At 68.1% G+C, this 23,097-nt stretch carries 23 protein-coding genes and 3 riboswitches; of the genes, 11 read left to right on the forward strand and 12 right to left on the reverse strand.

Annotation, left to right across the window (positions count from 1 at the left end; all coding sequences use genetic code 11):
• Nucleotides 1–39: 39 nt before the first annotated feature.
• The 4 genes from cobM to UB43_RS21705 all read right to left on the reverse strand — a co-directional run bounded on the left by cobM (nucleotide 40) and on the right by UB43_RS21705 (nucleotide 2,327).
• Entirely contained in the window at nucleotides 40–786 is a 747-nt protein-coding gene (gene cobM, locus UB43_RS21690) for a precorrin-4 C(11)-methyltransferase (protein WP_045215231.1), read from the reverse strand.
• Nucleotides 783–1,199, reverse strand: coding sequence for a cobalamin biosynthesis protein (locus tag UB43_RS21695; RefSeq protein WP_045215233.1), 417 nt, complete (start codon nucleotides 1,197–1,199; stop codon nucleotides 783–785). The genes cobM and UB43_RS21695 overlap by 4 nt, the downstream gene beginning before the upstream one ends.
• A 70-nt stretch (nucleotides 1,200–1,269) precedes the next feature.
• The gene (locus UB43_RS21700; RefSeq protein WP_045215235.1) at nucleotides 1,270–1,980 is read right to left on the reverse strand and encodes a CbtA family protein; all 711 of its coding nucleotides are present in this window, start codon (nucleotides 1,978–1,980) and stop codon (nucleotides 1,270–1,272) included.
• A 161-nt stretch (nucleotides 1,981–2,141) separates the two neighbouring features.
• The gene (locus UB43_RS21705) at nucleotides 2,142–2,327 is read right to left on the reverse strand and encodes a CbtB-domain containing protein (protein WP_017521869.1); all 186 of its coding nucleotides are present in this window, start codon (nucleotides 2,325–2,327) and stop codon (nucleotides 2,142–2,144) included.
• A 105-nt stretch (nucleotides 2,328–2,432) separates the two neighbouring features.
• Nucleotides 2,433–2,645, reverse strand: a riboswitch (cobalamin riboswitch).
• 60 nt (nucleotides 2,646–2,705) lie between these two features.
• A riboswitch (cobalamin riboswitch) is annotated at nucleotides 2,706–2,901 on the forward strand.
• A gap of 94 nt (nucleotides 2,902–2,995) precedes the next feature.
• On the opposite strand from UB43_RS21705, the gene cobW reads away from it, so the two are divergent.
• Together cobW and cobN are read left to right on the forward strand one after the other, a co-directional pair.
• Nucleotides 2,996–4,048: a cobalamin biosynthesis protein CobW gene (cobW, locus tag UB43_RS21710; RefSeq protein WP_045215238.1), complete on the forward strand. Its 1,053-nt coding sequence runs from the start codon at nucleotides 2,996–2,998 to the stop codon at nucleotides 4,046–4,048.
• Between the two features lie 96 nt (nucleotides 4,049–4,144).
• On the forward strand, nucleotides 4,145–7,876 hold the full coding sequence (gene cobN, locus UB43_RS21715; protein WP_045215241.1) for a cobaltochelatase subunit CobN: 3,732 nt from the start codon (nucleotides 4,145–4,147) through the stop codon (nucleotides 7,874–7,876).
• A gap of 63 nt (nucleotides 7,877–7,939) precedes the next feature.
• On the opposite strand, the gene UB43_RS21720 is transcribed toward cobN, so the two are convergent.
• The 4 genes from UB43_RS21720 to UB43_RS30120 all read right to left on the reverse strand — a co-directional run bounded on the left by UB43_RS21720 (nucleotide 7,940) and on the right by UB43_RS30120 (nucleotide 10,210).
• The gene (locus tag UB43_RS21720) at nucleotides 7,940–8,152 is read right to left on the reverse strand and encodes a hypothetical protein (protein WP_045215242.1); all 213 of its coding nucleotides are present in this window, start codon (nucleotides 8,150–8,152) and stop codon (nucleotides 7,940–7,942) included.
• 27 nt (nucleotides 8,153–8,179) lie between these two features.
• Complete coding sequence (locus UB43_RS21725; protein WP_156160471.1) at nucleotides 8,180–8,539, reverse strand: hypothetical protein; 360 nt, start codon at nucleotides 8,537–8,539, stop codon at nucleotides 8,180–8,182.
• A 136-nt stretch (nucleotides 8,540–8,675) separates the two neighbouring features.
• Nucleotides 8,676–9,773: a 3-deoxy-7-phosphoheptulonate synthase gene (locus UB43_RS21730; protein WP_045215246.1), complete on the reverse strand. Its 1,098-nt coding sequence runs from the start codon at nucleotides 9,771–9,773 to the stop codon at nucleotides 8,676–8,678.
• A 302-nt stretch (nucleotides 9,774–10,075) separates the two neighbouring features.
• Complete coding sequence (locus tag UB43_RS30120; protein ID WP_256205205.1) at nucleotides 10,076–10,210, reverse strand: hypothetical protein; 135 nt, start codon at nucleotides 10,208–10,210, stop codon at nucleotides 10,076–10,078.
• Between the two features lie 143 nt (nucleotides 10,211–10,353).
• Between UB43_RS30120 and UB43_RS21735 the strand changes: the two genes are divergently transcribed.
• From UB43_RS21735 to UB43_RS21745, 3 genes are all read left to right on the forward strand, one after another.
• On the forward strand, nucleotides 10,354–11,361 hold the full coding sequence (locus tag UB43_RS21735; protein ID WP_045215249.1) for an ATP-binding protein: 1,008 nt from the start codon (nucleotides 10,354–10,356) through the stop codon (nucleotides 11,359–11,361).
• A 2-nt stretch (nucleotides 11,362–11,363) separates the two neighbouring features.
• Entirely contained in the window at nucleotides 11,364–12,032 is a 669-nt protein-coding gene (locus UB43_RS21740; protein ID WP_045215252.1) for a VWA domain-containing protein, read from the forward strand.
• Nucleotides 12,033–12,112: 80 nt separating this feature from the next.
• Nucleotides 12,113–12,733: a hypothetical protein gene (locus UB43_RS21745; RefSeq protein ID WP_045215255.1), complete on the forward strand. Its 621-nt coding sequence runs from the start codon at nucleotides 12,113–12,115 to the stop codon at nucleotides 12,731–12,733.
• 12 nt (nucleotides 12,734–12,745) lie between these two features.
• Here UB43_RS21745 and UB43_RS21750 read toward each other — a convergent pair whose 3' ends face one another.
• The 4 genes from UB43_RS21750 to UB43_RS21765 all read right to left on the reverse strand — a co-directional run bounded on the left by UB43_RS21750 (nucleotide 12,746) and on the right by UB43_RS21765 (nucleotide 16,616).
• The gene (locus UB43_RS21750; protein ID WP_045215258.1) at nucleotides 12,746–13,369 is read right to left on the reverse strand and encodes a glutathione S-transferase family protein; all 624 of its coding nucleotides are present in this window, start codon (nucleotides 13,367–13,369) and stop codon (nucleotides 12,746–12,748) included.
• Nucleotides 13,370–13,582: 213 nt separating this feature from the next.
• A complete protein-coding gene (locus UB43_RS21755) occupies nucleotides 13,583–14,308 on the reverse strand; it encodes a cobalt-precorrin-6A reductase (protein WP_045215261.1) in 726 nt (241 codons plus the stop codon).
• Nucleotides 14,305–15,402 (reverse strand): cobalt-precorrin-5B (C(1))-methyltransferase, encoded by a 1,098-nt coding sequence (locus UB43_RS21760; protein ID WP_045215263.1) that lies wholly within the window; start codon nucleotides 15,400–15,402, stop codon nucleotides 14,305–14,307. The genes UB43_RS21755 and UB43_RS21760 overlap by 4 nt, the downstream gene beginning before the upstream one ends.
• Nucleotides 15,403–15,404: 2 nt before the next feature.
• Nucleotides 15,405–16,616 carry a bifunctional cobalt-precorrin-7 (C(5))-methyltransferase/cobalt-precorrin-6B (C(15))-methyltransferase gene (locus UB43_RS21765; protein WP_045215265.1) on the reverse strand — a complete coding sequence of 404 codons (1,212 nt, stop codon included), beginning with the start codon at nucleotides 16,614–16,616 and terminating at the stop codon, nucleotides 15,405–15,407.
• A 66-nt stretch (nucleotides 16,617–16,682) separates the two neighbouring features.
• A riboswitch (cobalamin riboswitch) is annotated at nucleotides 16,683–16,923 on the forward strand.
• Nucleotides 16,924–17,000: 77 nt separating this feature from the next.
• Here UB43_RS21765 and cobG point away from each other — a divergent pair.
• The 6 genes from cobG (at nucleotide 17,001) to UB43_RS21795 (ending at nucleotide 23,008) form a co-directional block, all read left to right on the forward strand.
• The gene (gene cobG, locus UB43_RS21770) at nucleotides 17,001–18,356 is read left to right on the forward strand and encodes a precorrin-3B synthase (protein ID WP_371319009.1); all 1,356 of its coding nucleotides are present in this window, start codon (nucleotides 17,001–17,003) and stop codon (nucleotides 18,354–18,356) included.
• Complete coding sequence (locus UB43_RS21775; RefSeq protein WP_045215268.1) at nucleotides 18,349–18,975, forward strand: precorrin-8X methylmutase; 627 nt, start codon at nucleotides 18,349–18,351, stop codon at nucleotides 18,973–18,975. The genes cobG and UB43_RS21775 overlap by 8 nt, the downstream gene beginning before the upstream one ends.
• Nucleotides 18,975–19,715, forward strand: coding sequence for a precorrin-2 C(20)-methyltransferase (locus UB43_RS21780; RefSeq protein WP_045215271.1), 741 nt, complete (start codon nucleotides 18,975–18,977; stop codon nucleotides 19,713–19,715). The genes UB43_RS21775 and UB43_RS21780 overlap by 1 nt, the downstream gene beginning before the upstream one ends.
• Nucleotides 19,715–21,364, forward strand: coding sequence for a precorrin-3B C(17)-methyltransferase (cobJ, locus tag UB43_RS21785; protein WP_045215274.1), 1,650 nt, complete (start codon nucleotides 19,715–19,717; stop codon nucleotides 21,362–21,364). Before UB43_RS21780 ends, cobJ begins: the two co-directional genes overlap by 1 nt.
• A gap of 175 nt (nucleotides 21,365–21,539) precedes the next feature.
• A complete protein-coding gene (locus UB43_RS21790; protein WP_045215276.1) occupies nucleotides 21,540–22,037 on the forward strand; it encodes a sigma-70 family RNA polymerase sigma factor in 498 nt (165 codons plus the stop codon).
• Nucleotides 22,034–23,008 carry a FecR domain-containing protein gene (locus tag UB43_RS21795; protein ID WP_045215279.1) on the forward strand — a complete coding sequence of 325 codons (975 nt, stop codon included), beginning with the start codon at nucleotides 22,034–22,036 and terminating at the stop codon, nucleotides 23,006–23,008. The genes UB43_RS21790 and UB43_RS21795 overlap by 4 nt, the downstream gene beginning before the upstream one ends.
• Nucleotides 23,009–23,097: the final 89 nt, after the last annotated feature.

Here is a 23,097-nt window from a genome sequence, read left to right on the forward strand (position 1 = left end):
TCGCGCCCATGGGGCGCTCCTACGGCAAAGTCCCTCGTCCTACGGCCGATACAGGTGCGCATGCTCCGCGCTGTAAAGCGACGAATCAGCAAACCCCTCCGCCCCCAGCACCTTGCCCACCAGGATCAGCGCCGTGCGCCGGAAGCCCTTGGCCTGAGCCTTGGGCAGGATGTCGCCGAGGGTGCCGGTGACCTGGTCCTGGTCCGGCCAGCTGGCGCGATGGATCACCGCGATGGGGCAGTCCGCACCGTAGTGCGGCAGCAGTTCAGCGACGATGTTCGCCAGTTGGCCGACGCCCAGGTGAATGGCCAGGGTCGCGCGGTGCTGTGCCAGTTCCGCCAGCGACTCGCCTTCGGGCATGCGCGTCCGGCTGGCGTAGCGGGTGAGGATCAGCGTCTGCGAGATGTCCGGCAGGGTCAGCTCGCAGCCCAGGATCGCCGCACAGGCGGACGTCGCGGTGACACCGGGGACGATCTCGTAGGCGATGCCCCGTTCGCGCAGGTGACGGATCTGTTCGCCGATAGCGCCGTACAGCGAGGGATCGCCGGAGTGCACCCGCGCGACATCCTGGCCTTCGGCATGGGCCTGCGCCAGCAGCGCGACTATCTCGTCCAGGTTCAGTTCGGCGGTATTCACCACGCGTTCGGCGCGGTGCCCTTCCAGCACTGCCGGCGGTACCAGCGAGCCGGCGTAGAGGATCACCGGGCAGGTGCGGATCAACCGCTGGCCCTTGACCGTGATGAGTTCGGGGTCGCCGGGGCCGGCGCCGATGAAGTAGACCGTCATGGCTGCTCCTGTGCGGATTCGACGGGGATGAAAGCCAGCGCGCAGGTGGCCTGGTCGCTACGGCGCTTGCCGACCAGCAGGCGGGCGGGTTCGCCGCCCTGGGCTTCGGCCTGCAGCAATGCCGCCGCCTCCGCCACGCTGGCAGCGCCGATGGCCATGCGGACCGTTTCGGATGTCTGGTCCAGGCGCGGCTCGCAAGCGGCCAGTTGTTGCGGCGTGAACAGCGCCAATGGCCGGTCGAGGGCGGCGGCCAGTGCTGTCAGTCCCTCCTCGTCGGCCTTCAACGTGGCGCTGGCCAGCGCCGTGAGGTTCGACTCGTCAAATCCCGCTTCGGCCAGCGTGGCCCGCAGCAGTGTGCGCAGTTCATCGAGCGAGCAGCCTCGGCGGCAACCCAGGCCGGCAACCAGCGTCATTCGCTACCTCCAGAAAACAAAACCCCGCAGGCGGCGGGGCCGGCTGCGGGGGTCGAGCATAACGCGCGGATCAGGCCGACGGCGCGAAACGGCGGAACAGCCAGGCCGCCACGAGGCCGAGCGCCACCCAGAACACGGCGTTGGTGACCAGCGAGGCCACGATGAACTCATGGGCGAGGCTTTCCGGCGCGAGGCTGGAATGCACCTCCGGCTGCGGCGCGCCGATGACGTGCGGCACCACCAGCAAGGCAAGGCCGACGATGCGCAATGCCCAATTGCGGCCGAACACCAGCAGCGCGAGACCGGCGGCAGTGGCGGCGGCGGTGCCGATCCACCAGGTCTGGCGCAGGGTCAGGTCGGCGGCGGCGGTGCCGGGCACCTCCGGCGGCAGGCCAATGGACGGCGCCAGGGTGAACACGGCGAAACCGGCCAGCCCCCAGAGCAGGCCTTCGGAGGTCCGGCCCGGTTCGCGCAGGGTGAACAGGCCGGCCAGCATCAGGGCGAAGCCCACCGCGACCACCAGGTTGCCGCCGGTCGTGGAGAGGATGCGCTGCCAGCCGTCTTCCGGCTCCCAGGCTTCCGCGTCATGGTGGTGGCCAGCGGCAGCGCCATCGGCATGCTCGTGGGCATGCTCTTCGACCAGCGTGGCGGCCGGCTCGGCCTTCTCGAAGGTCTCCGCCTTGAGGATCAGCGGGGATACCCAGAGCAACTGGACCACGGTGAGTACCAGCGCCGCGATCAGACCGGCGAAACCGGCGGTCTGGGCGATACGTTTGATCATTTTCCTTTCCTATTTTTTCCGGACTCTCGAATCGAGCGAGCTAGAGCCAGGCAAGGCGGAGGATCGCCGGGGACGCGGAGTTGACTACAGTCAATGAGCAGTCCACGGCGATCCTCCAACGCAGCCTGGCCGACGCGCAGCCGATTGGACTCAGAACAGCGTCAGTGGCAGGGGAAACCGGCACTGTGGCGAGTATCGTGGGCGGCGTTGTGCACCGCTTCCAGATGCGAGAAGCCGGCGAAATACACCAGCAGCGCACCGAGCAGGCTGGCGCCGACGGCCAGGCTGATGCGCTTGGAAAGGGGGATGGAAGTGCTCGACGCGTGCGTCAGGGTGCTGCTGGACATGAACGTTCCCTCTGAAGATCAAAGAAAGAGAACGCAGAGGTTGAACGCATTCGAACGCGCCGGAACGGTCGCGCCACGGCCTGCGCCCGCCCACCGCGGGTTTGCCAAATCGCAAGAATTCCAGGCCGGTCTCCGGGCTTGCGACGTTGGCCTGTGGCCAAGCGGGTCAGTCTTCCCATGCGTCAGCACAGTGACTACTGATGACCCTACGATCGCTTACCGTTGCGGGGGCAGCGCCGGACTGGTCCTTGCGGACGCACCGGCTTCCCGTTTCACCTCGCGCGCGTGGCGCGAGACACCTGAAACCGCGCTAGCTGACCACGGCAGCCGACAGGCGTCAACCGATCCCCGGCGATTGACCGCCCCGCCATCGCTGCGTAGCCTTCCTCCCTTCGAGGTTCTCCGGCGCTGGCCGGAGCTAAGAGGGAACGTGGAAATCTTCGGATGCGCCACGGCTGCCCCCGCAACTGTGAACAGCCTGTCTCTTCACGCGCCACTGCCGATTCGGGCGGGAAGGCGAAGAGATACCAGAGGGCTGTGAGCCAGGAGACCTGCCTCGACCAGTATCACGACAACCGGGCGGGGTGATCCGGTGGCGACCTTCGTTGCGCGGCGAACCCGCGCGCGCGCCCTTCATCCGCCCTCCGAACTCTGCTTGCGAGGCGCGCATGAAAACCCTGGCCAAACTCCCCGTCACCATCGTCACCGGCTTCCTCGGCGCCGGTAAGACCACCCTGCTCCGCCACATGCTGGATAACGCCGAAGGTCGCCGCATCGCGGTGATCGTCAACGAGTTCGGCGAGCTGGGCATCGACGGCGAAATCCTCAAGCAGTGCTCCATCGGTTGCAGCGAAGAAGAAGCGGTCGGCCGTGTCTTCGAACTGGCCAACGGCTGCCTGTGCTGCACCGTGCAGGAAGAATTCTTCCCGGTGATGCGCGAGCTGGTGGCACGCCGTGGCGACCTCGACCAGATCCTCATCGAGACCTCCGGCCTGGCCCTGCCCAAGCCGCTGGTGCAGGCCTTCCAGTGGCCGGAAATCCGCAACGCCTGCACCGTTGACGCGGTGATCACCGTGGTCGACAGCCCGGCCGTGGCCGCCGGCACCTTCGCCGCCCATCCCGAGCAGGTGGACGAGCAGCGCAAGCAGGACCCGAACCTGGACCACGAATCGCCGCTGCACGAACTCTTCGAAGACCAGCTCGCCAGCGCCGACCTGGTGGTACTGAACAAGGCCGACCTGCTCGACGCCGATGCGCTCGCCCGCGTCCGCGCCGAAGTCGCCGAGGAACTGCCGCCGGCGGTGAAGATCGTCGAAGCCAACGCCGGCCAGCTGCCGCTCTCGGTGCTGCTGGGTCTGAATGCCGAAGCCGAGCTGCACATCGACAGCCGCCCGACGCACCATGACCACGAGGGTCATGAAGATCACGACCACGACGAGTTCGACTCCTTCCACGTCGACCTGCCGGAAGTAGAAGAGCGCGCCCTGCTCGACGCCTTGAACGCGCTGGTCGAGCGCCACGCCGTGCTGCGCATCAAGGGCTTCGTCGCCATCCCCGGCAAGCCCATGCGCCTGCTGGTGCAGGGTGTCGGCAAGCGCTTCGACAAGCACTTCGACCGCGCCTGGCGCAGCGATGAAACCCGTAGCACCCGCCTGGTGGTGATCGGCCAGGAACTGGACCAGGCCACCATCGCCAACGAGCTGCGTACAGCCCTCTCTTGATCTTGTAGGAGCGAGCTTGCTCGCGAACCAACCCCGCAGCGGGGCAATGTTCGCGAGCAAGCTCGCTCCTACCAAGAGCCACCATCGAGCAAGCCCATGCACCTGCTGCGCACCCAACCCGGCGGCTTCGTCCCCGACGACGGCATCGCCGACCTGGCCCAGACGCCCGCCGAGCTGGTGATCCTCTGCAGCGGCGATTCGCACCTGGCGCTGCTCGCCGAGGCCGCCCGCGAGCTGCCGGAGGACTACCCGAGCCTGCGCCTGGCCAACCCCATGCAGCTGCAGAACCACGCCTCGGTGGACCTCTACGTCGACGAGGTGCTGCAGCACGCCAAAGTCATCCTGATCTCCGTGCACGGCGGCGTCGGCTACTGGCGCTACGGCATGGAGCAACTGGCGGCGCTGGCCGAGCGCGGCGTCACGCTGATCGCCGTCCCCGGCGACGACAAGCCCGACCCCGAACTGACCGCGCTGTGCAACGTGCCCGCACAGGACGCCGAACGCCTCTGGCAGTACCTGCGCCAGGGCGGCATGGACAACGCCCGGCAGTTCTTCGCCTGCCTCGCCACGCGCCATCTGCAACGCGACTATCCGTGGAGCGAGCCGCAGACGCTGCCCCGCGTGGCGCTCTATCACCCGCAGACCGGCAGTTGTGACCTCGCCCGCTGGCAGGCCGACTGGCACCCCGAGTGCCCGGTGGCCGCCTTGCTGTTCTATCGCACGCACCTGCAGGCGGCGAACACCGGCTTCATCGACACCTTCTGCGAACGCCTGCAGGCGCAGGGCATCAATCCGCTACCCATCGCAGTCGCCAGCCTCAAGGAAGCCGCTTGCCTGGAGACGGTGGAAAACCTGCTCGATAGCGCCGACGCCGAGCTGATCATCAACACCACCGGCTTCGCCCAGTCGAACCCGGAAGCGCCGCAGGAGCGGCCGTTCCGCCGCGACGTAGCGGTGCTGCAAGCCATCTGCTCGCTGGACAACCTCGACCTCTGGCGCGCCAACCCGCAGGGCCTCGGCCCCCGCGACCTGGCCATGCACATCGCGCTGCCGGAGCTGGATGGCCGCCTCATCACCCGGCCGATCAGTTTCAAGGGCCTGGCCTGGCGCAGCGAGCGCAGCCAGAGCGACGTGGTCTGCTACCTGCCGCACCGGCCGGGCATGGACTTCGTCGCCGAACTGGCGCGGCGCTGGATGCTGCTGGCGCGCAAGGCCAACACCGACAAGCGCGTGGCGCTGATCCTGGCGAACTACCCGACCCGCGACGGCCGCATCGGCAACGGCGTGGGCCTCGATACGCCGGCTGCTGCGCTGAATATCCTGCGCGCGCTGGAGACCCAGGGTTATCCGGTTGCCGGCCTGCCCGAGTCTGGTACGGCACTGATCCAGCAACTGCTCGGCGGCGTCAGCAACGACCTCGACAGCCTCGACCTGCGCCCCTGCGCGCAGAGCCTGGCGCTGGACGATTACCTTGCCTGCTTCGCCCGCCTCCCCGAGGCCAACCAGCAAGCCGTGCGCGAACGCTGGGGCGAGCCACAGCAGGACCCGATGTTCCGCAGCGGCCGGATGATGGTCGCCGGCCTGCGCCTGGGCCTCGGCTTCGTCGGCATCCAGCCGGCGCGCGGCTACCAGCTGGACGCCGCGGCGATCTACCACGATCCGTCGCTGGTACCGCCCCACGGCTACCTCGCCTTCTACTTCTGGCTGCGGGAGGTGTTCGGCGCCGACGCGCTGGTCCATGTCGGCAAGCACGGCAACCTCGAATGGTTGCCCGGCAAGGGCGTCGGGCTCTCGGAAGAATGCTGGCCGGACGCGATCCTCGGCCCGCTGCCGAACCTCTACCCGTTCATCGTCAACGACCCCGGTGAAGGCGCGCAGGCCAAGCGCCGCGCCCAGGCGGTGATCATCGACCACCTAATGCCGCCACTGACCCGCGCGGAAAACTACGGCCCGCTGCGCGACCTCGAACGCCTGGCCGACGAGTACTACGACGCCTCCCTGCTCGACCCGCGCCGCGCCAACGAATTGCGCGGCGACATCCTCACGCTGGTACGCGAGACCGCGCTGGACCGCGAGCTGGGCTTGCAGTTGAGCGACGACCCGGAAAGCTGGTTGCCGCAGCTGGACGCCTACCTGTGCGACCTCAAGGAATCGCAGATTCGCGACGGCCTGCATGTGTTCGGCGAATCTCCCGCAGGTGACTTGCGCCGTGACACCCTGCTGTCGCTGGTGCGCATCCCGCGTGGCGATGGACGCGGCGGCAACGCCAGCCTGCTGCGCGCGCTGAGCGAAGACCTGAAGCTCGGCCGCGACCCGCTGGACGAAGCTTTCGCCGAGCCGTGGGAAGGTCCGCGCCCAGACGATTTGCTCGCCGTGAGTGACGAACCCTGGCGCAGTAACGGTGACACCCGCGAGCGCCTGGAGCTGTTCGCCCTGCGCCTGATCGATGGCTTGGTCAGCGCGCCCGGCAGCGCCAGCGCGGCGGTCCTTGCACAACTGCACCAGCAGATCGCGCCGGCCCTCGACGCCTGCGGCGCCAGCGAAATCGGTCACCTGCTCGCCGGCCTCGCCGGCCGCTTCGTCCCGCCCGGCCCCAGCGGTGCGCCCAGTCGCGGGCGGGTCGACGTGCTGCCCACCGGGCGCAACTTCTTCACCGTCGACGTGCGCAACCTGCCCACGCCTACCGCCTTCCGCCTCGGCTTCCAGTCCGCCAGCCGCCTGCTCGAACGCCACCTGCAGGACCATGGCGACCACCTGCGCCAGCTCGGCCTGTCGGTGTGGGGCACCGCGACCATGCGCACCGGTGGCGACGATATCGCCCAGGCGCTGGCGCTGCTCGGCGTGCGCCCGGTGTGGCAGGCCGGCAGCCAGCGCGTGGAGGATTTCGAGATCCTGCCGATCAGCCTGCTCGACCGCCCAAGGGTGGACGTGACGCTGCGGGTGTCGGGCTTCTTCCGCGACGCCTTCGCCAACCTGATCCGCCTGTTCGACGCCGCCGTGCAAGCCGTCGCCGCACTGGATGAGCCGGACGATCTGAACCCGCTGGCGGCTCGCGTGCGTGCTGATCAATCTCGCCTGCTAAGCGAAGGCCTGGACGTCGACGAGGCCCGCCGCCAGGCTGGCTGGCGCATCTTCGGTGCGCAACCCGGTGCGTACGGTGCCGGCGTGCAGGGCGTGATCGAATCCCGCCAGTGGGACAGCCGCGCCGACCTCGCCGAGGCCTACCTGAACTGGGGCGGCTACGCCTACGGTGCCGGCGATGACGGTACGCCGGCGCGCGAGCGCTTCGCCCAGCGCCTGTCCGGCCTGCAGGCGGTGCTGCACAACCAGGACAACCGCGAGCACGACATCCTCGATTCCAACGACTACTACCAGTTCCAGGGCGGCATGCTGGCCGCCGCCGAGGTGATCCAGGGCCAGTCACTTTCCAGCTACCACGGCGACCACAGTCAGCCGGACAACCCACGCGTCCGTACCCTGAAGGAAGAACTCGGCCGCGTGGTCCGCTCGCGCGCGGTGAATCCGAAATGGATCGCCGGCATGAAGCGCCACGGCTACAAGGGCGCCTTCGAACTCGCCGCCACGGTGGACTACCTGTTCGCCTTCGACGCCACCAGCGAGCTGGTGGACGACCACCAGTACCGCCTGCTGGCCGACGCCTACCTGCTGGACGACGACACCCGCGAATTCATCCGCCAGCACAACCCCGAAGCCCTGCGCGACATCGCCGAACGCCTGGTGGAAGCGCAACAGCGCGGGTTGTGGGAGGAGCCGGGGGAGTATCGGGAGACGCTGGAAAACCTGCTGGTGGACAGCGAAGAGCAGTGAGGGATTTCCAGCTTTCGTAGGATGGCGTGGAGCGAAGCGATACCCATCAGTCCGCCTGGCAGTTCAGCCCGAGAACAGGCCAAGCGCCGACGCGCCCAGCAGGACCAGAAGAGTCACTCCCACGCCGCGTACCCATTGCGCTTCCATGCAGTAGGAGCGGGACAGCCCCGGCTGCGGATAACGCCCCAGCGTCAGCACCTTCACGACCGGCCAGCCCACCGCATAAAGCGCCGGGCCGTAAAATGGCTCCAGCAACGCATCCAGCACTTCCCACATTCCGCAGCACTCCCTGCATCGAGTCGATCAGAAAATCGGCCCCCAGCGCAAAAACCATCGATACATCCATTCCTCTCTGAAGAGAAACAGATAAGCACTCAATAACGACGGTAGGGCATAGCACCAGCCTTCCGTCAGCCAGAACAGCGTAGCGGCCAAGGCAAAGCTGGCCAGATAAAGGCCGCGGCACAGAGGCTGGGACAATACGTCGAGGAAGGGCTTGCTCCGACGGAGCAGGCAAAGAAACGTCACCAACATCAGCGGCGCTCCCAGCCCGGCGAGCGAAATGCCTGCCACCAGCTCACCAGAGGAGAACTTCACGGTGGAGATCAGCATCAACGGTAATGCGACGATCAGGCTGGCATATCCCATGAACGTCGTACGCACCAGGACCCTTCTGTCGCTCATCACATTGGCATCCCTGCTAACTCCCGGAGCAGAATACATCCGGAGTGCCTCCCTGTAGGAGCGCGCCATGCGCGCGAATCGCGGGCGTGGCCCGCTCCTACAGGGGGCGCTGATATCAGCCGCGACGCAGGCGCTCGGCCGCGTTCAGCAAAAGCGCCTCGGTGCCGCTCCAGCCCAGGCAACCATCAGTGATCGACACACCGTAGCGCAGCTCGCCGGACAGCGGCTGGCAGCCGTCGAACAGATGACTCTCCAGCATCACACCACGCAGCGAAGCGTCGCCGGCGATGCGCTGGTCGAGCACGCTGTCCAGCACCGCCGGCTGGCGCAGCGGGTCCTTGCCGCTGTTGGCGTGGCTGCAATCCACCATGATGCTCGGTTCCAGGCCGAGCTTCTCCAGTCCCTGGCGAATCTGCTGCACGCTGGCCGCGTCGAAGTTCGGCCCGGCGTGGCCGCCGCGCAGCACCAGATGGGTGTCCGGGTTGCCCTGGGTCTGCACCAGCGAAGGCCGGCCCAGCGCATCGATGCCGAAGTGCTGGTGCGGGTGCGCTGCCGAGCGCATGGCGTCGGTGGCGATGCCGATGCTGCCGTCGGTGCCGTTCTTGAAGCCCACCGGCAGTTCGAGGCCGCTGACCATCTCGCGGTGCACCTGGGATTCGCTGGTGCGTGCGCCGATGGCGGCCCAGCCCAGCAGGTCGTCGAAGTAGCCGGCCACCAGCGGTTGCAGCAATTCGGTGGCAACCGGCAGGCCGCGTTCGAGCATGCCCAGCATCAGCCGGCGCGACAGTTCCAGGCCGCCGGCCATGTCGCCAGTGCCGTCCAGTTGCGGGTCGTAGACCAGGCCTTTCCAGCCGATGGTGGTGCGCGGTTTCTCGACGTAGGCGCGCATCACCAGCAGCAACTGGTCGTTCACCTGCGGGGCGAGTTCGGCGAGGCGGTCGGCGTATTCGAGGGCGGAGACAGGGTCGTGCAGCGAGCAGGGGCCGATCACTACCAGCAGGCGTGGATCGCGGCCATCGAGGACGGCGCGGATCGCTTCGCGGCCTTCGCGGACGCGGTGGGCCATGGCGGCGGACAGCGGTAGGCGCTGGCGCAGTTCGGCAGGGCTCGGCAGCGGCTGTTCGCGGCGGCGAGCGGAGGGCAGCGGGAGGTCGAGGACTTCGGCGGTGGCTGCGTGTTCGGGACGGATCAGGGTGGAGGTGGAAGCGTTCATCTGACTGGCATCCTTGGCCGGCGCGGTGGTCGTTCCGCGCTCGGCGCTCTATCTAAGTGTTCGTGGCAAGGCTCGTTGGGTGGCACGCAGCGCGCTGCTAAATCGCCAGTCGGAGTTGCGGTAATAGCGGTAGTCGGTGGTGTAGGCGGTCATGTGTCGATCCTCGGTCTGAGCGTTTTCGCTCGTTTCAATGCGTTGGGCCTTGTGGGCCTTGAAAAACAAAAACCCCGGTCGGGTTGCCGACCGGGGTTTTGGGAAACTGTCTGGTTGGCGACCCTGCTTGCTAGGGCGCCTGTGGGGTATCAGGCGCGCCTTTGGCTAAACCAATACCCATAGAAGAAATAACCGGCAGCAGCGGCCAGGACCTGCGCGCGAGCGACCACGGAGCCAATGGCACCGAGGCGGGCGAGGGACTGGATGGACAGGCTGGACGGCATGATGTTCTCCGTGGAAGTGGAGCCAAGTTACTGCATCGCGAGGCATCGATCAATGACTTGGCTCTATGGAGCTGATCGACATTGGTCGCACCTCCTACGCCCGGTTCGCTACCATGCACGGACGAAATCCGCAGGAAATCCCCATGAGCGCCCTTCCCCATTTCCCACTGGCTGCCGTCGTCGGCGCCGATGAGCTGAAGCTGGCCCTGTGCCTGGCGGCCATCGATCCGGCCATCGGCGGCGTGCTGATCGAAGGGCCGCGCGGCATGGCCAAATCCACCCTGGCGCGCGGCGTCGCCGACCTGCTGGACGGCGGGCGCTTCGTCACCCTGCCGCTGGGCGCCAGCGAGGAGCGCATCGTCGGCACCCTCGACCTGGACGCGGCGCTGGGTGAAGGCCGCGCGCAGTTCTCGCCCGGTGTACTGGCCCATGCCCACGGCGGCGTGCTCTATGTGGATGAAGTGAACCTGCTGCCCGACCACCTCGTCGACCTGCTGCTCGACGTGGCCGCCAGCGGGGTCAACCTGATCGAGCGCGACGGCCTGTCCCACAGCCACCCGGCGCGCTTCGTGCTGATCGGCACCATGAACCCCGAGGAAGGCGAACTGCGCCCGCAACTGCTGGACCGCTTCGGCCTCAAGGTGCAACTGCACGGCACCCCGGCGCCGAGCGAGCGCGCCGAGATCGTTCGCCGCCGGCTGGCCTTCGATGCCGATCCGCAGGCCTTCCTCGCCCAGTGGCAAGGCGCACAGCAAGCGCTGCAGCAGCGCTGCGCCGATGCCCGGCAAGGCCTTGCCGCGATTGCGCTGGATGACGCTGCATTGAACGAGATCGCCGAGCGCTGCCACGCCGCCGGCGTCGATGGTCTGCGCGCTGACCTGGTCTGGTTGCGCGCGGCCCGTGCCCACGCCGCCTGGCGCGGCGCCAACGCCATCGAGGCACAGGACATCGAGGCGGTGGAGCACTTCGCCCTCGCCCATCGTCGCCGCCCTGCACCACCGCCATCGGCAACGCCGCAGCAACCGTCTTCCAGGCAGGCGCAAGCACCGTCCAACGCCTCCAACGGCGAAGGCCAATGGGGTGAACTCCCCGCCCAGAACGTCGCCATGGGCGAACGCCGACAGTTGACGGGCTGGCCAAAAAAGCCCTGAGCATCCGCCCGCGCCCGGCCCCAGGCGCGGATGCCAACCCCCGACCCGGCCAGCTCGCCGGCGGCCGCCACGGTGCCCGCCAACAGGGCAAGCACGGCCGCATCGACTGGCCCGCCACCCTGCGCAACGGCCGCCCGCAAAGTCGCACCGACCTGGTGCTACGCGCCCGCAGCCGCAAGCCCGGCGAACTCTGGCTGGTGGTAGTCGATGCCTCCGCCAGCACCCGCCGCCACGGTGCCCTCGCCCAGGCCAAGGGGCTGCTCGCCGACACCTTCGAACAGGCCTATCGCCAACGCGCACGCCTCGCCGTGCTGCACGCCACTGGCACGCAACCACGCTGGCTGTGGCAGGGCCAGAAGGCATCGAGTCAACTGCAGGAGTGGCTGGAGCAACTTGGAGCCGGCGGCGGCACCCCGCTGATCGAAGCGCTTGAGCAAGCCCGCGAATGGCTGGACAAGCGCCAGCGACAGAAGCCAGCCGAACGCCAGCGCCTGCTGGTACTGACCGATGGCCGCCTGCGCGACTGGCCGGCATTGCGGCCGATGGGCTGCCCGACGGTGCTGGTGGATATCGAGGGTGGGGCGGTGCGGCTTGGTCGCGCACAAAAACTGGCAGACGAGCTGGGAGCGGATTACCGCAGGATCACCGGGTTGTCAGGCATGGACCGATAAGCGCGCCACTGTCACCTGCGAGCCGATCTGGCTAAAGTGGGCTGCCGATGGATCGGGCATGTTCAAGGACAGAACTCTTCATGCAGACACGCACACTACTGCTGGCAGGCTTGGCCGCAGCCCTCGCCTACTATGCCTATGATGCCTGCCATCGCCGCCAGGCCGCGACAGCCGTCGCACAGGCTAGCGCGCCGGTGGTGGTCCCGACCGACGCCCCCGGCTTCATGGAGACGCCCGCGCAGATTTCCGCGCAAAGCCAGAGCGAGATCATCAGTCACTACAGATCCCAGGGCTATCGCCTGAGATGCTACGGCGACCTCGGGCCACGGGAACGCATTCGTAACGACGACTACCTTTGCCTGGCGCCGATCAGCTCGGCCTTCGCTGACATTCCCGCCAGCCAGGTGGTGTTCTTCTTCAGGAAAGAACGCCTGAGCCATGTGCGCTTTCTCTTTCCACCCAGTTCATTCAAACCGCTTCGGTACTACCTGACCACCGGACTTGAAAACGCCAGGCGCCTGCCCGAGTCCAGGTTCGGCGACTTCGGCCTGGACCCTTCGGGTAACAACCTGGTGGTCTGGAGAACGCGGCACGGACTTCTCACTGCCACGGAGACCAACCGTGCCGGCGAACCGGTGGTTGTCCTGTGGAGCGCCAAGACGAACTTCGCTCGAATGAAGAACAGCCCCTGGGCCAAGTAGTGCCGCACTCGCTCAAGGCTCCCCATTACGCCCATGCAACAGGAACCCCGGCCGCTCGCTCAGCCGTTCGTAGTAGGCCGCCACGGCCGGCAGTTCAGGGCGCTGCATGGGCGTCAGGTACCAGCGGTTCACCGACAGGCCAAGGACGACGTCGGCAAGGCTGAAGCAGGCGCCGGTGACGAAGGCACCGGTGCGTTCCAGCTGCCGGTCCAGCAGGGCCATGCAACGGTTCCACTGCGCCTCGCTCAGGGCGATGGCGGACGCGTCGGTATGGCTGGGGCTGCTGCGCACACGGGCCATGAACACATAGCGCCAGGCATTGTTCAGCTCGGTGGCCTGCCAGCCCATCCACTGCTCCACCAGCGCGCGCTCGCGCGCTGAGGTGGGCAGCAATTCGCCCCGGGGATACTGGGTGGCGAGGTAGCTGCAGATGGCATTGGATTCCCAGAGCACGAAGTCGCCGTCGACGAGGACCGGCACCATGGCGTTGGGGTTGAGAGCGATGAACTCCGCTGAAGCGGTGGGGCGAAAGCCCGTGCCCCAGTCTTCCCGTTCGTAGGCCAGGTTCAGTTCGGCGCAGGTCCAGAGCACCTTGCGCACGTTGATCGATGAAGCGCGGCCGAGGATTCGCAGCATGGGGTCACTCCCTGTGAAAAGCGCAGCCCAGCATAGAGCCAGGTGCGCCGGCGGAGAAGAGACGCTACAGCTGCAGGAGCGAGCTTGCTCGCGAACCACTACGAAGCGGTGAACTCCCCGGAACAGGTCGCCCCACAGAGCCTTCGTCGTGGCTCAGTGGCAGAAGCACTGGCGGCTCGGAGAAGGCCGATGGGTTCGCGAGCAAGCTCGCTTCTACAAAAGGCGCCCCTCCAAGGCAGCCCACAGCGAGTCGATGCTGTCGAACTCGCAATCCACCGTGGGCAGCAATGGCCGCGCCAGGATCAGCACCGGCACGCCACGCTCGCGGGCGACCTGCAGCTTCGGCTCGGTGGCCTGGCTGCCGCTGTTCTTGCTGACCAGCACGTCGGTGCCCAAGCGGGTGAACAGCTCGCGCTCGCCCTCCAGGGTGAACGGCCCGCGTGCACCGAGCACGTCGGCGCGCGCGTTGCCGGGCAGGCTTTGCAGGCAGCGCACGGTCCAGTGGTGGTGGGCGGGAATCTCGTCCAGGTGCTCCAGCGGCTCGCGCCCCAGGGTGAACAGCGGACGACGAAACGCCATCAGCGCTTCGATCAGCGCCTCCCAATCAGCGACCTCCCGCCAATCGTCGCCCTCGCTCGCCTGCCAGCCGGGCCGCCGCAGCGCCCAGCACGGCACACCGGCCAGTTGCGCGGCGCGGGCGGCGTTGGCGCTGATCTGCGCGGCATAGGGATGAGTCGCGTCGAGCAGCAGGTCGAAACCGCGCTCACGGATGAAGCCGGCAAGACCTTCGGCACCGCCGTAGCCACCGACGCGCACCTCGCAGGCGAGGTCATCCGGCACCTTGCCGAGGCCGGCAAGACTGTAGAGATGCTGCGGCCCCAGACGGCGCGCGATGGCCAGCGCCTCGCCAATGCCGCCCAGCAGGAGCACGCGTTTCATCGTACCTCCAGCGCCTCGCCCACCAGGTTGCCCTGGCGGTCGATGGCGAAGACTTCCAGCGTGACTTCAAGGGGCACGATACGCCGGGCAAAGGCCAGCGCGCGGGCGCACACCGCATCGCCCAGGGCGATGCCTTCGGCGCGGCACAGCGCCAGCGCCTGCTGGCTGGTGTTGGCCTCGCGCATCTGTTGTTGCAGCTCCGCCGAAGCGCCTATTGCCGCCGCCCACTCGGCCAGCTGCGGCAGGTCGATGCTGGAGTGACGACTGTGCAGGTCCATGTGCCCGGCGGCGAGCTTGCTGATCTTGCCGAAGCCGCCGCAGACGCTGAAACGCTCCACCGGCACCTTGCGCAGGTGCTTGAGCGCGGCGCCGGCGAAGTCACCCATCTCGATCAGCGCGGTGTCGTCGAAGCCGTAGCGACGGCGCATGGCGTCTTCGCTGGCGTTACCAGTGCAGGCGGCGAGATGGCGGAAGCCATTGGCGTGGGCGACGTCGATACCCTGCTGGATCGAGGCGATGTAGGCCGAGCAGGAGAATGGCCGGACGATGCCGGTGGTGCCGAGGATCGACAGGCCACCGAGGATACCCAGGCGCGGGTTCATGGTCTTGAGCGCCAGCTCGGCACCGCCCTCGATATGGATCGTCACCTCGAAGCCGCCGGCATAGCCACACTCGGCCGCCAGCGCAGCGAGGTTGCCCTGCATCATCTGCCGCGGCACCGGGTTGATCGCCGGCTCGCCCACCGGCAGTACCAGGCCGGGCTTGGTCACCGTGCCGACACCATCCCCGGCATGAAAGCGCACACCCGGCTCATCGCTCAGCGCGACACGGGCGAACACCAGCGCACCATGGGTAACGTCCGGGTCGTCGCCGGCATCCTTCAGCGTGCCGGCCTCGGCGCCCTCGGCGGTGCGCCGGCAGAATTCCAGGCGCAGCGTTGCGCTGCGCTCTTTCGGCAGGACGATCTGCGCGGCATCCAGCGCTTCTCCGGTGAGCAGCAGGCGCGCCGCCGCCAGGCTGGTGGCCGTGGCGCAACTGCCAGTGGTGTAGCCGCTGCGCAGCGGGCGGGGCTGCTCCGGGGTTTCTTCGCGCATGCTCACTCGGCCAGCGGCTTCCAGACTTCCAGCAGGGTGATCGGCAGCGCCGCGCGCCAGGTGTCGAAGCCGCCCAACGGCTGGGCCTGGGACACCGACAGGCGGGTCAGCTCGCCGCCGATGCGGGCGCGCCAGCTCAACAGCATGGACTCGCTCTGCAGGGTAACGGCGTTGGCCACCAGGCGGCCGCCAGGCTTGAGTTGCTCCCAGCACTGCTCGAAGACGCCGGGCAGGGTTACACCACCACCGATGAAGATCGCGTCCGGGCGCTCCAGTCCCTGCAACGCTTCCGGCGCGGCGCCGCAGACCAGTTGCAGCGCCGGCACGCCAAGGCTGTCGCGGTTGAAGCGAATGTGCTCCTGACGTCCTTCGTTGGCTTCGATGGCCAGCGTGCGGCAGCTCGGATGCGCGCGCATCCACTCGATGCCGATGGAGCCGCAGCCGGCGCCCACGTCCCAGAGCAGCTCGCCGGGCCTGGGCGCCAGCCGTGCCAGGGTCACGGCGCGCACGTCGCGCTTGGTCAGTTGGCCGTCATGGCGGTAGGCGTCGTCCGACAGGCCGATGGTCAGGGGCAGACGAACCGCGTCGACGCCGGCTACGCACTGCACAGCCACCAGGTTCAGCGCAGCGGTCTCGCTCGGCGACCAGTCGCTGGCGAGCCCGTCGATGCGTCGCTCCGCCTCACCGCCCAGATGCTCCAGCACACTGAGGCGACTCGCGCCGAATCCCCGTTCGCGCAGCAGAGCGGCAATGGCGGCCGGGCTGCTGCCGTCGTTGCTGAGGATCAGCAGCTTGGCGCCGTCATGGACCTGCGCGTTAAGCGCGGTCAACGGGCGCGCCACCAGCGACAACAACGCGCAATCCTGCAACGCCCAGCCCATTCGTGCCGCCGCGAGAGAAGCGGAAGACGGCGCGGAAAGCACCAGCATTTCCTCGGACGGAATCTGACGACAGAGGCTCGCGCCGACACCGAACAGCATCGGGTCGCCGCTGGCCAGAACGCAGGTCGGCTCTCCACGCCGGCGCAGCACCGGTTCCAGGCTGAACGGACTCGGCCAGGCCTGGCGACGGGCGCCCAGGCAATGCGGCAGCAACGCCAGCTGGCGTGGCGCGCCAATCACTTCGCTGGCGGCGAGCAGGGCGCGGCGCGCGGCCTTGCCGAGGCCGGCATAGCCGTCCTCGCCGATGCCGACGATGGTCAGCCAGGGCGTCATGAAAATTCCTCAGGGTGCGACGATCGATCCGACGGGCAGGCTTTTCCTGACATCGGGCAAAGCAGGCATAATACCCGCTTCGTCGGTGCTCGTAGGACGCTTCGCCTTGATGGCGAGGTTTCTCAGAGCCGAAGAGGGAACACGGTTAAGCCGTGGCTGCCCCCGCAACTGTAAGCAGCGAGTCCGCGCAATGCGGCGCCACGAGAACGACGTTCCGTGCCGCCGGCCAGGCCACTGGGCAACCGGGAAGGCCGCGCTGGATGAGGACCTGCCAGCCAGGAGACCTGCCGACGAAACCAGTCGCGTGTGCAGACATCGAGCGGGGTGTATCGGTGTCGTGAAGTCCCCCGTGGGGGATTCGCAGGTCACCGCGACCCAGCCCTGGTGACCTCCGTGCAAGACTCCTCAGCCCTGCCCGTCCGCCCGCATGCCTGTCCCGGCCTGCTGCGCATCGTGGCCTCCCGCGATGGCGGCATCTGCCGCATCAAGCTGCCCTGTGGGCAACTGGACGCCAACGCCGCGCGCGCCATCGCCCTGGCTGCCGAACGACATGCCGACGGCGTGCTGGAGGCGACCAACCGCGCCAACCTGCAGATTCGCGGCGTGCACGCCGGCGCCGAAAACGCACTGAGTCGTGAACTGCTGGCCGCCGGCCTCGGCCCGCGCGAACTGGCTTCGGACGACGTGCGCAACCTGCTGGTCAGCCCGGCGCTGGGCCTGGACGCACGCCGTGCTTTCGATGCAAGCCCGCTGGCCCGCCAGCTGCTCGACCTGCTGGAGTGCACCCCGCGCTTCCACGACCTGTCACCCAAGTTCGGCATCCAGCTGGACGCCGGCGAAGCGCTGGCGATGCTGGAACACCCCAACGATCTCTGGCTGTCAGCCATGTCCGACGACGCGGCGCCGCTGTTCGCCTTCGGCCTGGCCGGTTGTCCGCCACAGCACGAGACAGACCGGCCCGCCCTCGCCGCTGTGGCCGCCGAGCAGGTACCGCTGCTGGTGGAAGCCCTGCTGCACCTGTTCCTCGATCTCGCCGGCGACGGCCAGACGCGCATGCGCCACCTGCGCGAGATGCTCCACGATGAAGTGCTGCTGGAGCGCCTGCAGCAACGCCTGCCCTTCGCGCTGCACCTCGGGCCCGCTGTGGATAACTGGCGACGTCCTCCACCGAGGGCTTTCGGCCATCTCGGGATTCAACCCCAGCGCCAGCCGGAACGCACCATGGTCGGCGCGGGATTCGTCCTCGGACGACTCGACAGCACCACCCTGTTCGGCCTCGCGGATCTTGCCGAGCGCTTCAGCGTCGGACAGCTGCGTCTGACGCCCTGGCAAAGTCTGATCCTCCCTGACGTGGCACCAACCGATGCCGCCGTCGTACTCGGCGCGCTGGCCAACCTCGGCCTGGTGATCGACGCCGCGCAGCCCCTGTCGCGCCTCGTCGCGTGCAGCGGCTCCAGCGGTTGTGCACGCGGGCTGGCCGATACCAAGGCCGATGCCCTGCGCCTCGCCGAGCGCCTGCGCCACGCGCCACCAGCCGGCGTGCACCTGTGTGGCTGCCCGCGCTCCTGCGCCGCCGCCCACGTCGCCCCCTACACCCTGCTGGCCGTCGCCGACGGCCGCTATGACCTGTTCCGTCGCGCCGATGGCGTGGCCGGCTTCGGCCAGCCGCTGGCGCGCAACCTTTCCCTCGATGCCGCCGGCGACCTGCTGGCCGCACCCGGAGCCTCCATCGATGCTTGATTACATCCGCGACGGCCAGGCGATCTATCGCCAATCCTTCGCCACCATCCGCGCCGAAGCCGACCTCACCGGCATCCCGGCCGACCTGGAGAAACTGGCCGTGCGCGTGATCCACGCCTGCGGCATGGTCGACGTGGTGCAGGACCTGCGCTTCTCCGCAGGCGCCGGCGCCATCGGCCGCGCGGCACTGGCCGCGGGCGCGCCGATCCTCTGCGATGCGCGAATGGTCGCCGAGGGCATCACCCGCGCGCGCCTGCCGGCACACAACGAGGTGATCTGCACCCTCAACGATCCGGATGTCCCGGAACTCGCCCGCGAGCTGGGCAACACCCGCTCGGCCGTGGCCCTGGAGCACTGGCGCGAACACCTGGAAGGCAGCGTGGTGGTGATCGGCAACGCGCCGACCGCCCTCTTCTACCTGCTGGAAATGCTCGATGCCGGCGCGCCGAAACCGGCGCTGATCCTCGGCTTCCCGGTGGGTTTCGTCGGCGCCATGGAGTCCAAGGATGCCCTCGCCGCCGACAGCCGCGGCGTGCCCTACGTGATCGTCCGCGGTCGTCGTGGCGGCAGCGCGATGGCGGCCGCGGCGGTGAACGCGCTCGCCACGGAGGTGGAGTGATGGCCGGCCGCCTGATCGGCCTGGGCGTCGGCCCGGGCGACCCGGAACTGCTGACCCTCAAGGCGTTGCGCCTGCTGCGCGCATCCCCGGTGATCGGCTACTTCGTGGCCAAGGCCAAGCACCACGCAGGCCAGGGCGGCAACGCCTTCGCCATCATCGAGCAGCACCTGCTGGCAACTCAGCAGCGCCTGCCGCTGGTGTACCCGGTGACCACCGAAAAGCTGGAACCACCGCTGACCTACGAAGGCGTGATCAGCGACTTCTACGACACCGCTGCCGCCCAGGTGGCCGAGCATCTGGACGCCGGTCGTGACGTCGCGGTGATCTGCGAGGGCGATCCCTTTTTCTACGGCTCGTACATGTACCTGCACGACCGTCTTTCGGACCGGTATGACACCGAAGTCGTACCCGGCGTCTGCTCGATGCTCGGCAGTGCGGCGGTGCTCGGCGTGCCGCTGGTGTATCGCAACCAGAGCCTCTCGGTGCTCTCCGGCGTGTTGCCGGAAGACGAACTCAAGCGTCGCCTGGCCGACGCCGACGCGGCCGTGGTGATGAAGCTCGGCCGCAATTTCGACAAGGTCCGCCGCGTGCTGCGCGAGCTGGGTCGTGACGGCGGCGCCCACTACGTCGAACGGGCGACCATGCGCGAGCAGCGCATCGTCGCGCTGGACGACGTGGACCCGATGGCCTCGCCGTACTTCTCGATGATCGTCATCCCCGGCCAGCGGTGGAACGGCTGATGCGCGCCGCGATCGTCATTCTCGGCCAGGGCGCACTGGGCACTGCCCGGTGCCTGCAGAGCGTTTATCCACAGGCGCGCGTGATGGGCCTGAAGGACCGTGTTGAAGGCGCCGACGAGTCTTACGCGAACTTCGGCGATACCCTGCGCCAGCTCTACCGCAACGACACCCCGATCATCGCCCTGTGCGCCGCCGGCATCGTCATTCGTACCCTTGCCCCGCTGCTCGTTGAGAAGGGCGCCGAACCGCCGGTGCTGGCCGTCGCCGAAGACGGCAGCGCCGTGGTGCCGCTGCTCGGCGGGCTCGGCGGGGTGAACCGCATGGCCCGCGAGATGGCCGCCGCACTGCAAGTGACACCCGCCATCACCACCAGTGGCGAACTGCGTTTCGGTGCCTGCCTGCTCGACCCGCCGCCGGGCTATGCGCTGGCGGACATCGAACAGGGCAAGCGCTTCGTCTCTGACCTGCTGGGCGGCGACACCCTGCGCATCGAAGGCAACGCCCCCTGGCTGGACGAGCTGGACCTGCCGCTGGCCGACGATGCCGCGCACACCCTGCGTATCGATGCCCGCGCCGAGGACATCGCGCAGAACGAGCTGCGCATTCATCCGCGCATCGTCCTCGCCCACGTCACGCTGGTGGACTCGCAACTGCCCGAGCGCATCCGCCAGGGCCTGGCACAAGCCGGTCTGGCCGAAGCATCGCTGGCCGCCGTGGTCGCGCCGCGCTGCCGCATGGCCGATCCGGCCCTGGCCGATGCCGCGCGCGAGCTGAACGTGCCGCTCAGGTTTATCCACAGCGACAACGAATTGCCGCCGGCCGCGCTGCATGGCGACTCCTTCCACCTGCACCGCGCCAGCACGCCAGCTGAAGCCCAAGGCATCGGCCAGCCGCGCGGACGACTCAGCGTAATCGGTCTCGGCCCCGGCGCCAGCGACTTCATGATCCCCGCCGTGCGCTGCGCGCTGGACGAAGCCCAGGACCTGCTCGGCTACGAGACCTACGTGAACATGGCCGAGCCGCTGCGTGACGACCAGGTGCGCCACTGCACCGACAATCGCGAGGAAATGCAGCGCGCCCGCCACGCCTTCGAACTGGCCGCCAGCGGTCGGCGCGTGGTGGTGATTTCCTCCGGCGACCCCGGTGTGTTCGCCATGGCCGCGGCGGTAATGGAGGCCCTGCACGAGAGCAGCGACCCGCACTGGCATGGCGTGGAGCTGGAGGTGCTGCCGGGGGTTTCCGCCGCGCTCGCCGCGGCTGCCAAGGCCGGCGCGCCGCTGGGGCATGACTTCTGTCTGATTTCCCTGTCGGACAACCTCAAGCCCTGGGAAACCATCGAGAAGCGCCTCGACCATGCCGGCGCCGCCGACCTGGCCATGGCCTTCTACAACCCGATCTCCAAGGCGCGCCCCTGGCAGTTGGGGCGCGCGCTGGAGATCGTCCGCCGCCACCGCTCGACGGAGACGCTGGTGGTGCTCGGCCGCGACATCGGCCGCCCGGCGGAGGCACTGCGCGTCGTCACCCTGGGCGAGCTGGTGCCGGAGATGGTCGACATGCGCACCCTGGTGATCGTCGGTTCGTCCCTGACCCGGCGCTTCCCCCGTGCCGGTGGTGGCGACTGGGTGTATACGCCGCGCTGGTATCGCTGAGCGGGCCTCTGTAGGAGCGAGCTTGCTCGCGAACTGCTCGGCACCGGAGGGCCGGCAAATCCGTTCGCGAGCAAGCTCGCTCCTACAGGAAGCACCGGGGCCTCAGACACAGCTTGCAAATGGCCAGCGCCTTGTTGAAAATGCGATAAATTATCATTTGCAGCTTTGCGCGCCCATGTCCTCCACCTACGACGTCCAGTCGCTCTACAGCGACCATCACGGCTGGCTGCACAACTGGCTTCGCGGCCGGCTGGGCAATGCCGCCGATGCCGCCGACCTGGCCCAGGACACCTTCCTGCGCGTATTGCTCAGGCCCGAGCGCGTCGAACTGCATACCCCGCGTGCCTTCCTGCGCACCGTCGCCCGCGGTCTGGTCATCGACCACTGGCGACGCCAGGAGCTGGAGCGCGCCTACCTCGACTCCATCGCCCATCTGCCGGAAGCGCAGGTGCCCTCGGCGGAAGACCGGCACAACATCCTGCAGCTGCTGGAAAACATCGCCCGCCTGCTCGACGGCCTCAAGCCGAAGGTGCGCAGAGCCTTCCTGCTGGCTCAGTGCGAAGGCATGCCCCATGCGCGAATCGCGGAGGAACTGGGCGTCTCGATACGCTCGGTGGAGCGCTACATCGCCGAAGCGCTGTTCCACTGCTACCAGCTGCGGTACGCCGAGTGAGCGGCGCCAGCACCACACCCGATCCACGGGTGGTCAAACAAGCCATCCAGTGGACCCTGCGCCTGAGCGGCAAGGCCGATCCCGAATTGCTCAGTGCCTGCGAGCACTGGCGCCAGGCCAACCCCGAACACGAAACCGCCTGGCTGCGGGTACAGGCGCTGAACAGCGAACTGGCCAGCAGCTACCAGGCCGTGCCCGGCGCCCGTGTGGCGCTGGAGACGCTGGAGAACACCACCCAGCGCCTGCAGCGGCGCCAGGCGCTCAAGCTGCTCTCGACCTTCGCCGTCGGCGCCTCCGCGCTGTGGCTGGCCCGCGAGGTCACGCCCTGGCAACGCTGGATGGCCGACTTCAGCACAAGCGTCGGCGAGCGCCAGCGCTTCACCCTGGCCGATGGCAGCGTGCTGCAACTGAACACCGACAGCGCGGTGAATGTGCGCTTCGATTCGAGCCAGCGCCTGCTACTTCTGGAGCGTGGCGAGATCCTGCTGAGCACGGCGAAGGACGCTTCACGCCCACTGCGGGTGAGCAACCGCGACGGCCTGTTCGAGGCGCTGGGCACGCGCTTCGTGTTGCGCCAGGACGATCGCTCCACGCGCCTGAGCGTCGAGGAAGGTTCGGTGGCCATCGCCCCGCGCGTGCGCGGCCAGACCACGGCCATCGCCGAGTCCGGACAGACCTTCGAGATCAACGGCGACAGCGCCCTCCTGGCCGAACGCAGCAACATGGACAGCGCCGCCTGGGCCGACGGCCTGATCGTCACCCGCGACATGCGCCTGGCCGACTTCCTCGCCGAAATCGCTCGCTATCGCCACGGGCATCTGCACTGCGATGCCAGCGTCGCCGATCTGCGCCTGTCCGGGGTATTCCGCCTGGACGACACCAACCAACTGCTCGCCCTGCTGCCGCAGACCCTGCCAGTACGGATCGAGAAGCGCACGGACTGGTGGGTGACGGTGAGCGCGCGGGGCTGAGCACATGGGTAGTAGCGGACTCCGTCCGCGATCGATTCCGCATCGCGCCGGAGATCAATCGCGGACGGAGTCCGCTCCTACACACGGCC

Source organism: Pseudomonas sp. 21, from assembly GCF_000955805.1.
Lineage (GTDB): Bacteria > Pseudomonadota > Gammaproteobacteria > Pseudomonadales > Pseudomonadaceae > Pseudomonas.

Bases quoted from the DNA above. Each gene is read 5' to 3' on its own strand.
- UB43_RS21790 (WP_045215276.1), top strand. From the start codon at position 21,540: ATGTCCTCCACCTACGACGTCCAGTCGCTCTACAGCGACCATCACGGC.
- UB43_RS21760 (WP_045215263.1), bottom strand. From the start codon at position 15,402: ATGCGCGAAGAAACCCCGGAGCAGCCCCGCCCGCTGCGCAGCGGCTAC.
- UB43_RS21735 (WP_045215249.1), top strand. From the start codon at position 10,354: ATGAGCGCCCTTCCCCATTTCCCACTGGCTGCCGTCGTCGGCGCCGAT.
- UB43_RS21700 (WP_045215235.1), bottom strand. From the start codon at position 1,980: ATGATCAAACGTATCGCCCAGACCGCCGGTTTCGCCGGTCTGATCGCG.
- UB43_RS21730 (WP_045215246.1), bottom strand. From the start codon at position 9,773: ATGAACGCTTCCACCTCCACCCTGATCCGTCCCGAACACGCAGCCACC.
- UB43_RS21755 (WP_045215261.1), bottom strand. From the start codon at position 14,308: ATGAAACGCGTGCTCCTGCTGGGCGGCATTGGCGAGGCGCTGGCCATC.
- cobM (WP_045215231.1), bottom strand. From the start codon at position 786: ATGACGGTCTACTTCATCGGCGCCGGCCCCGGCGACCCCGAACTCATC.
- UB43_RS21780 (WP_045215271.1), top strand. From the start codon at position 18,975: ATGGCCGGCCGCCTGATCGGCCTGGGCGTCGGCCCGGGCGACCCGGAA.
- UB43_RS21765 (WP_045215265.1), bottom strand. From the start codon at position 16,616: ATGACGCCCTGGCTGACCATCGTCGGCATCGGCGAGGACGGCTATGCC.
- UB43_RS30120 (WP_256205205.1), bottom strand. From the start codon at position 10,210: ATGCCGTCCAGCCTGTCCATCCAGTCCCTCGCCCGCCTCGGTGCCATT.
- UB43_RS21750 (WP_045215258.1), bottom strand. From the start codon at position 13,369: ATGCTGCGAATCCTCGGCCGCGCTTCATCGATCAACGTGCGCAAGGTG.
- UB43_RS21745 (WP_045215255.1), top strand. From the start codon at position 12,113: ATGCAGACACGCACACTACTGCTGGCAGGCTTGGCCGCAGCCCTCGCC.
- UB43_RS21705 (WP_017521869.1), bottom strand. From the start codon at position 2,327: ATGTCCAGCAGCACCCTGACGCACGCGTCGAGCACTTCCATCCCCCTT.
- cobN (WP_045215241.1), top strand. From the start codon at position 4,145: ATGCACCTGCTGCGCACCCAACCCGGCGGCTTCGTCCCCGACGACGGC.
- cobW (WP_045215238.1), top strand. From the start codon at position 2,996: ATGAAAACCCTGGCCAAACTCCCCGTCACCATCGTCACCGGCTTCCTC.
- UB43_RS21695 (WP_045215233.1), bottom strand. From the start codon at position 1,199: ATGACGCTGGTTGCCGGCCTGGGTTGCCGCCGAGGCTGCTCGCTCGAT.
- cobJ (WP_045215274.1), top strand. From the start codon at position 19,715: ATGCGCGCCGCGATCGTCATTCTCGGCCAGGGCGCACTGGGCACTGCC.
- UB43_RS21775 (WP_045215268.1), top strand. From the start codon at position 18,349: ATGCTTGATTACATCCGCGACGGCCAGGCGATCTATCGCCAATCCTTC.
- UB43_RS21720 (WP_045215242.1), bottom strand. From the start codon at position 8,152: ATGTGGGAAGTGCTGGATGCGTTGCTGGAGCCATTTTACGGCCCGGCG.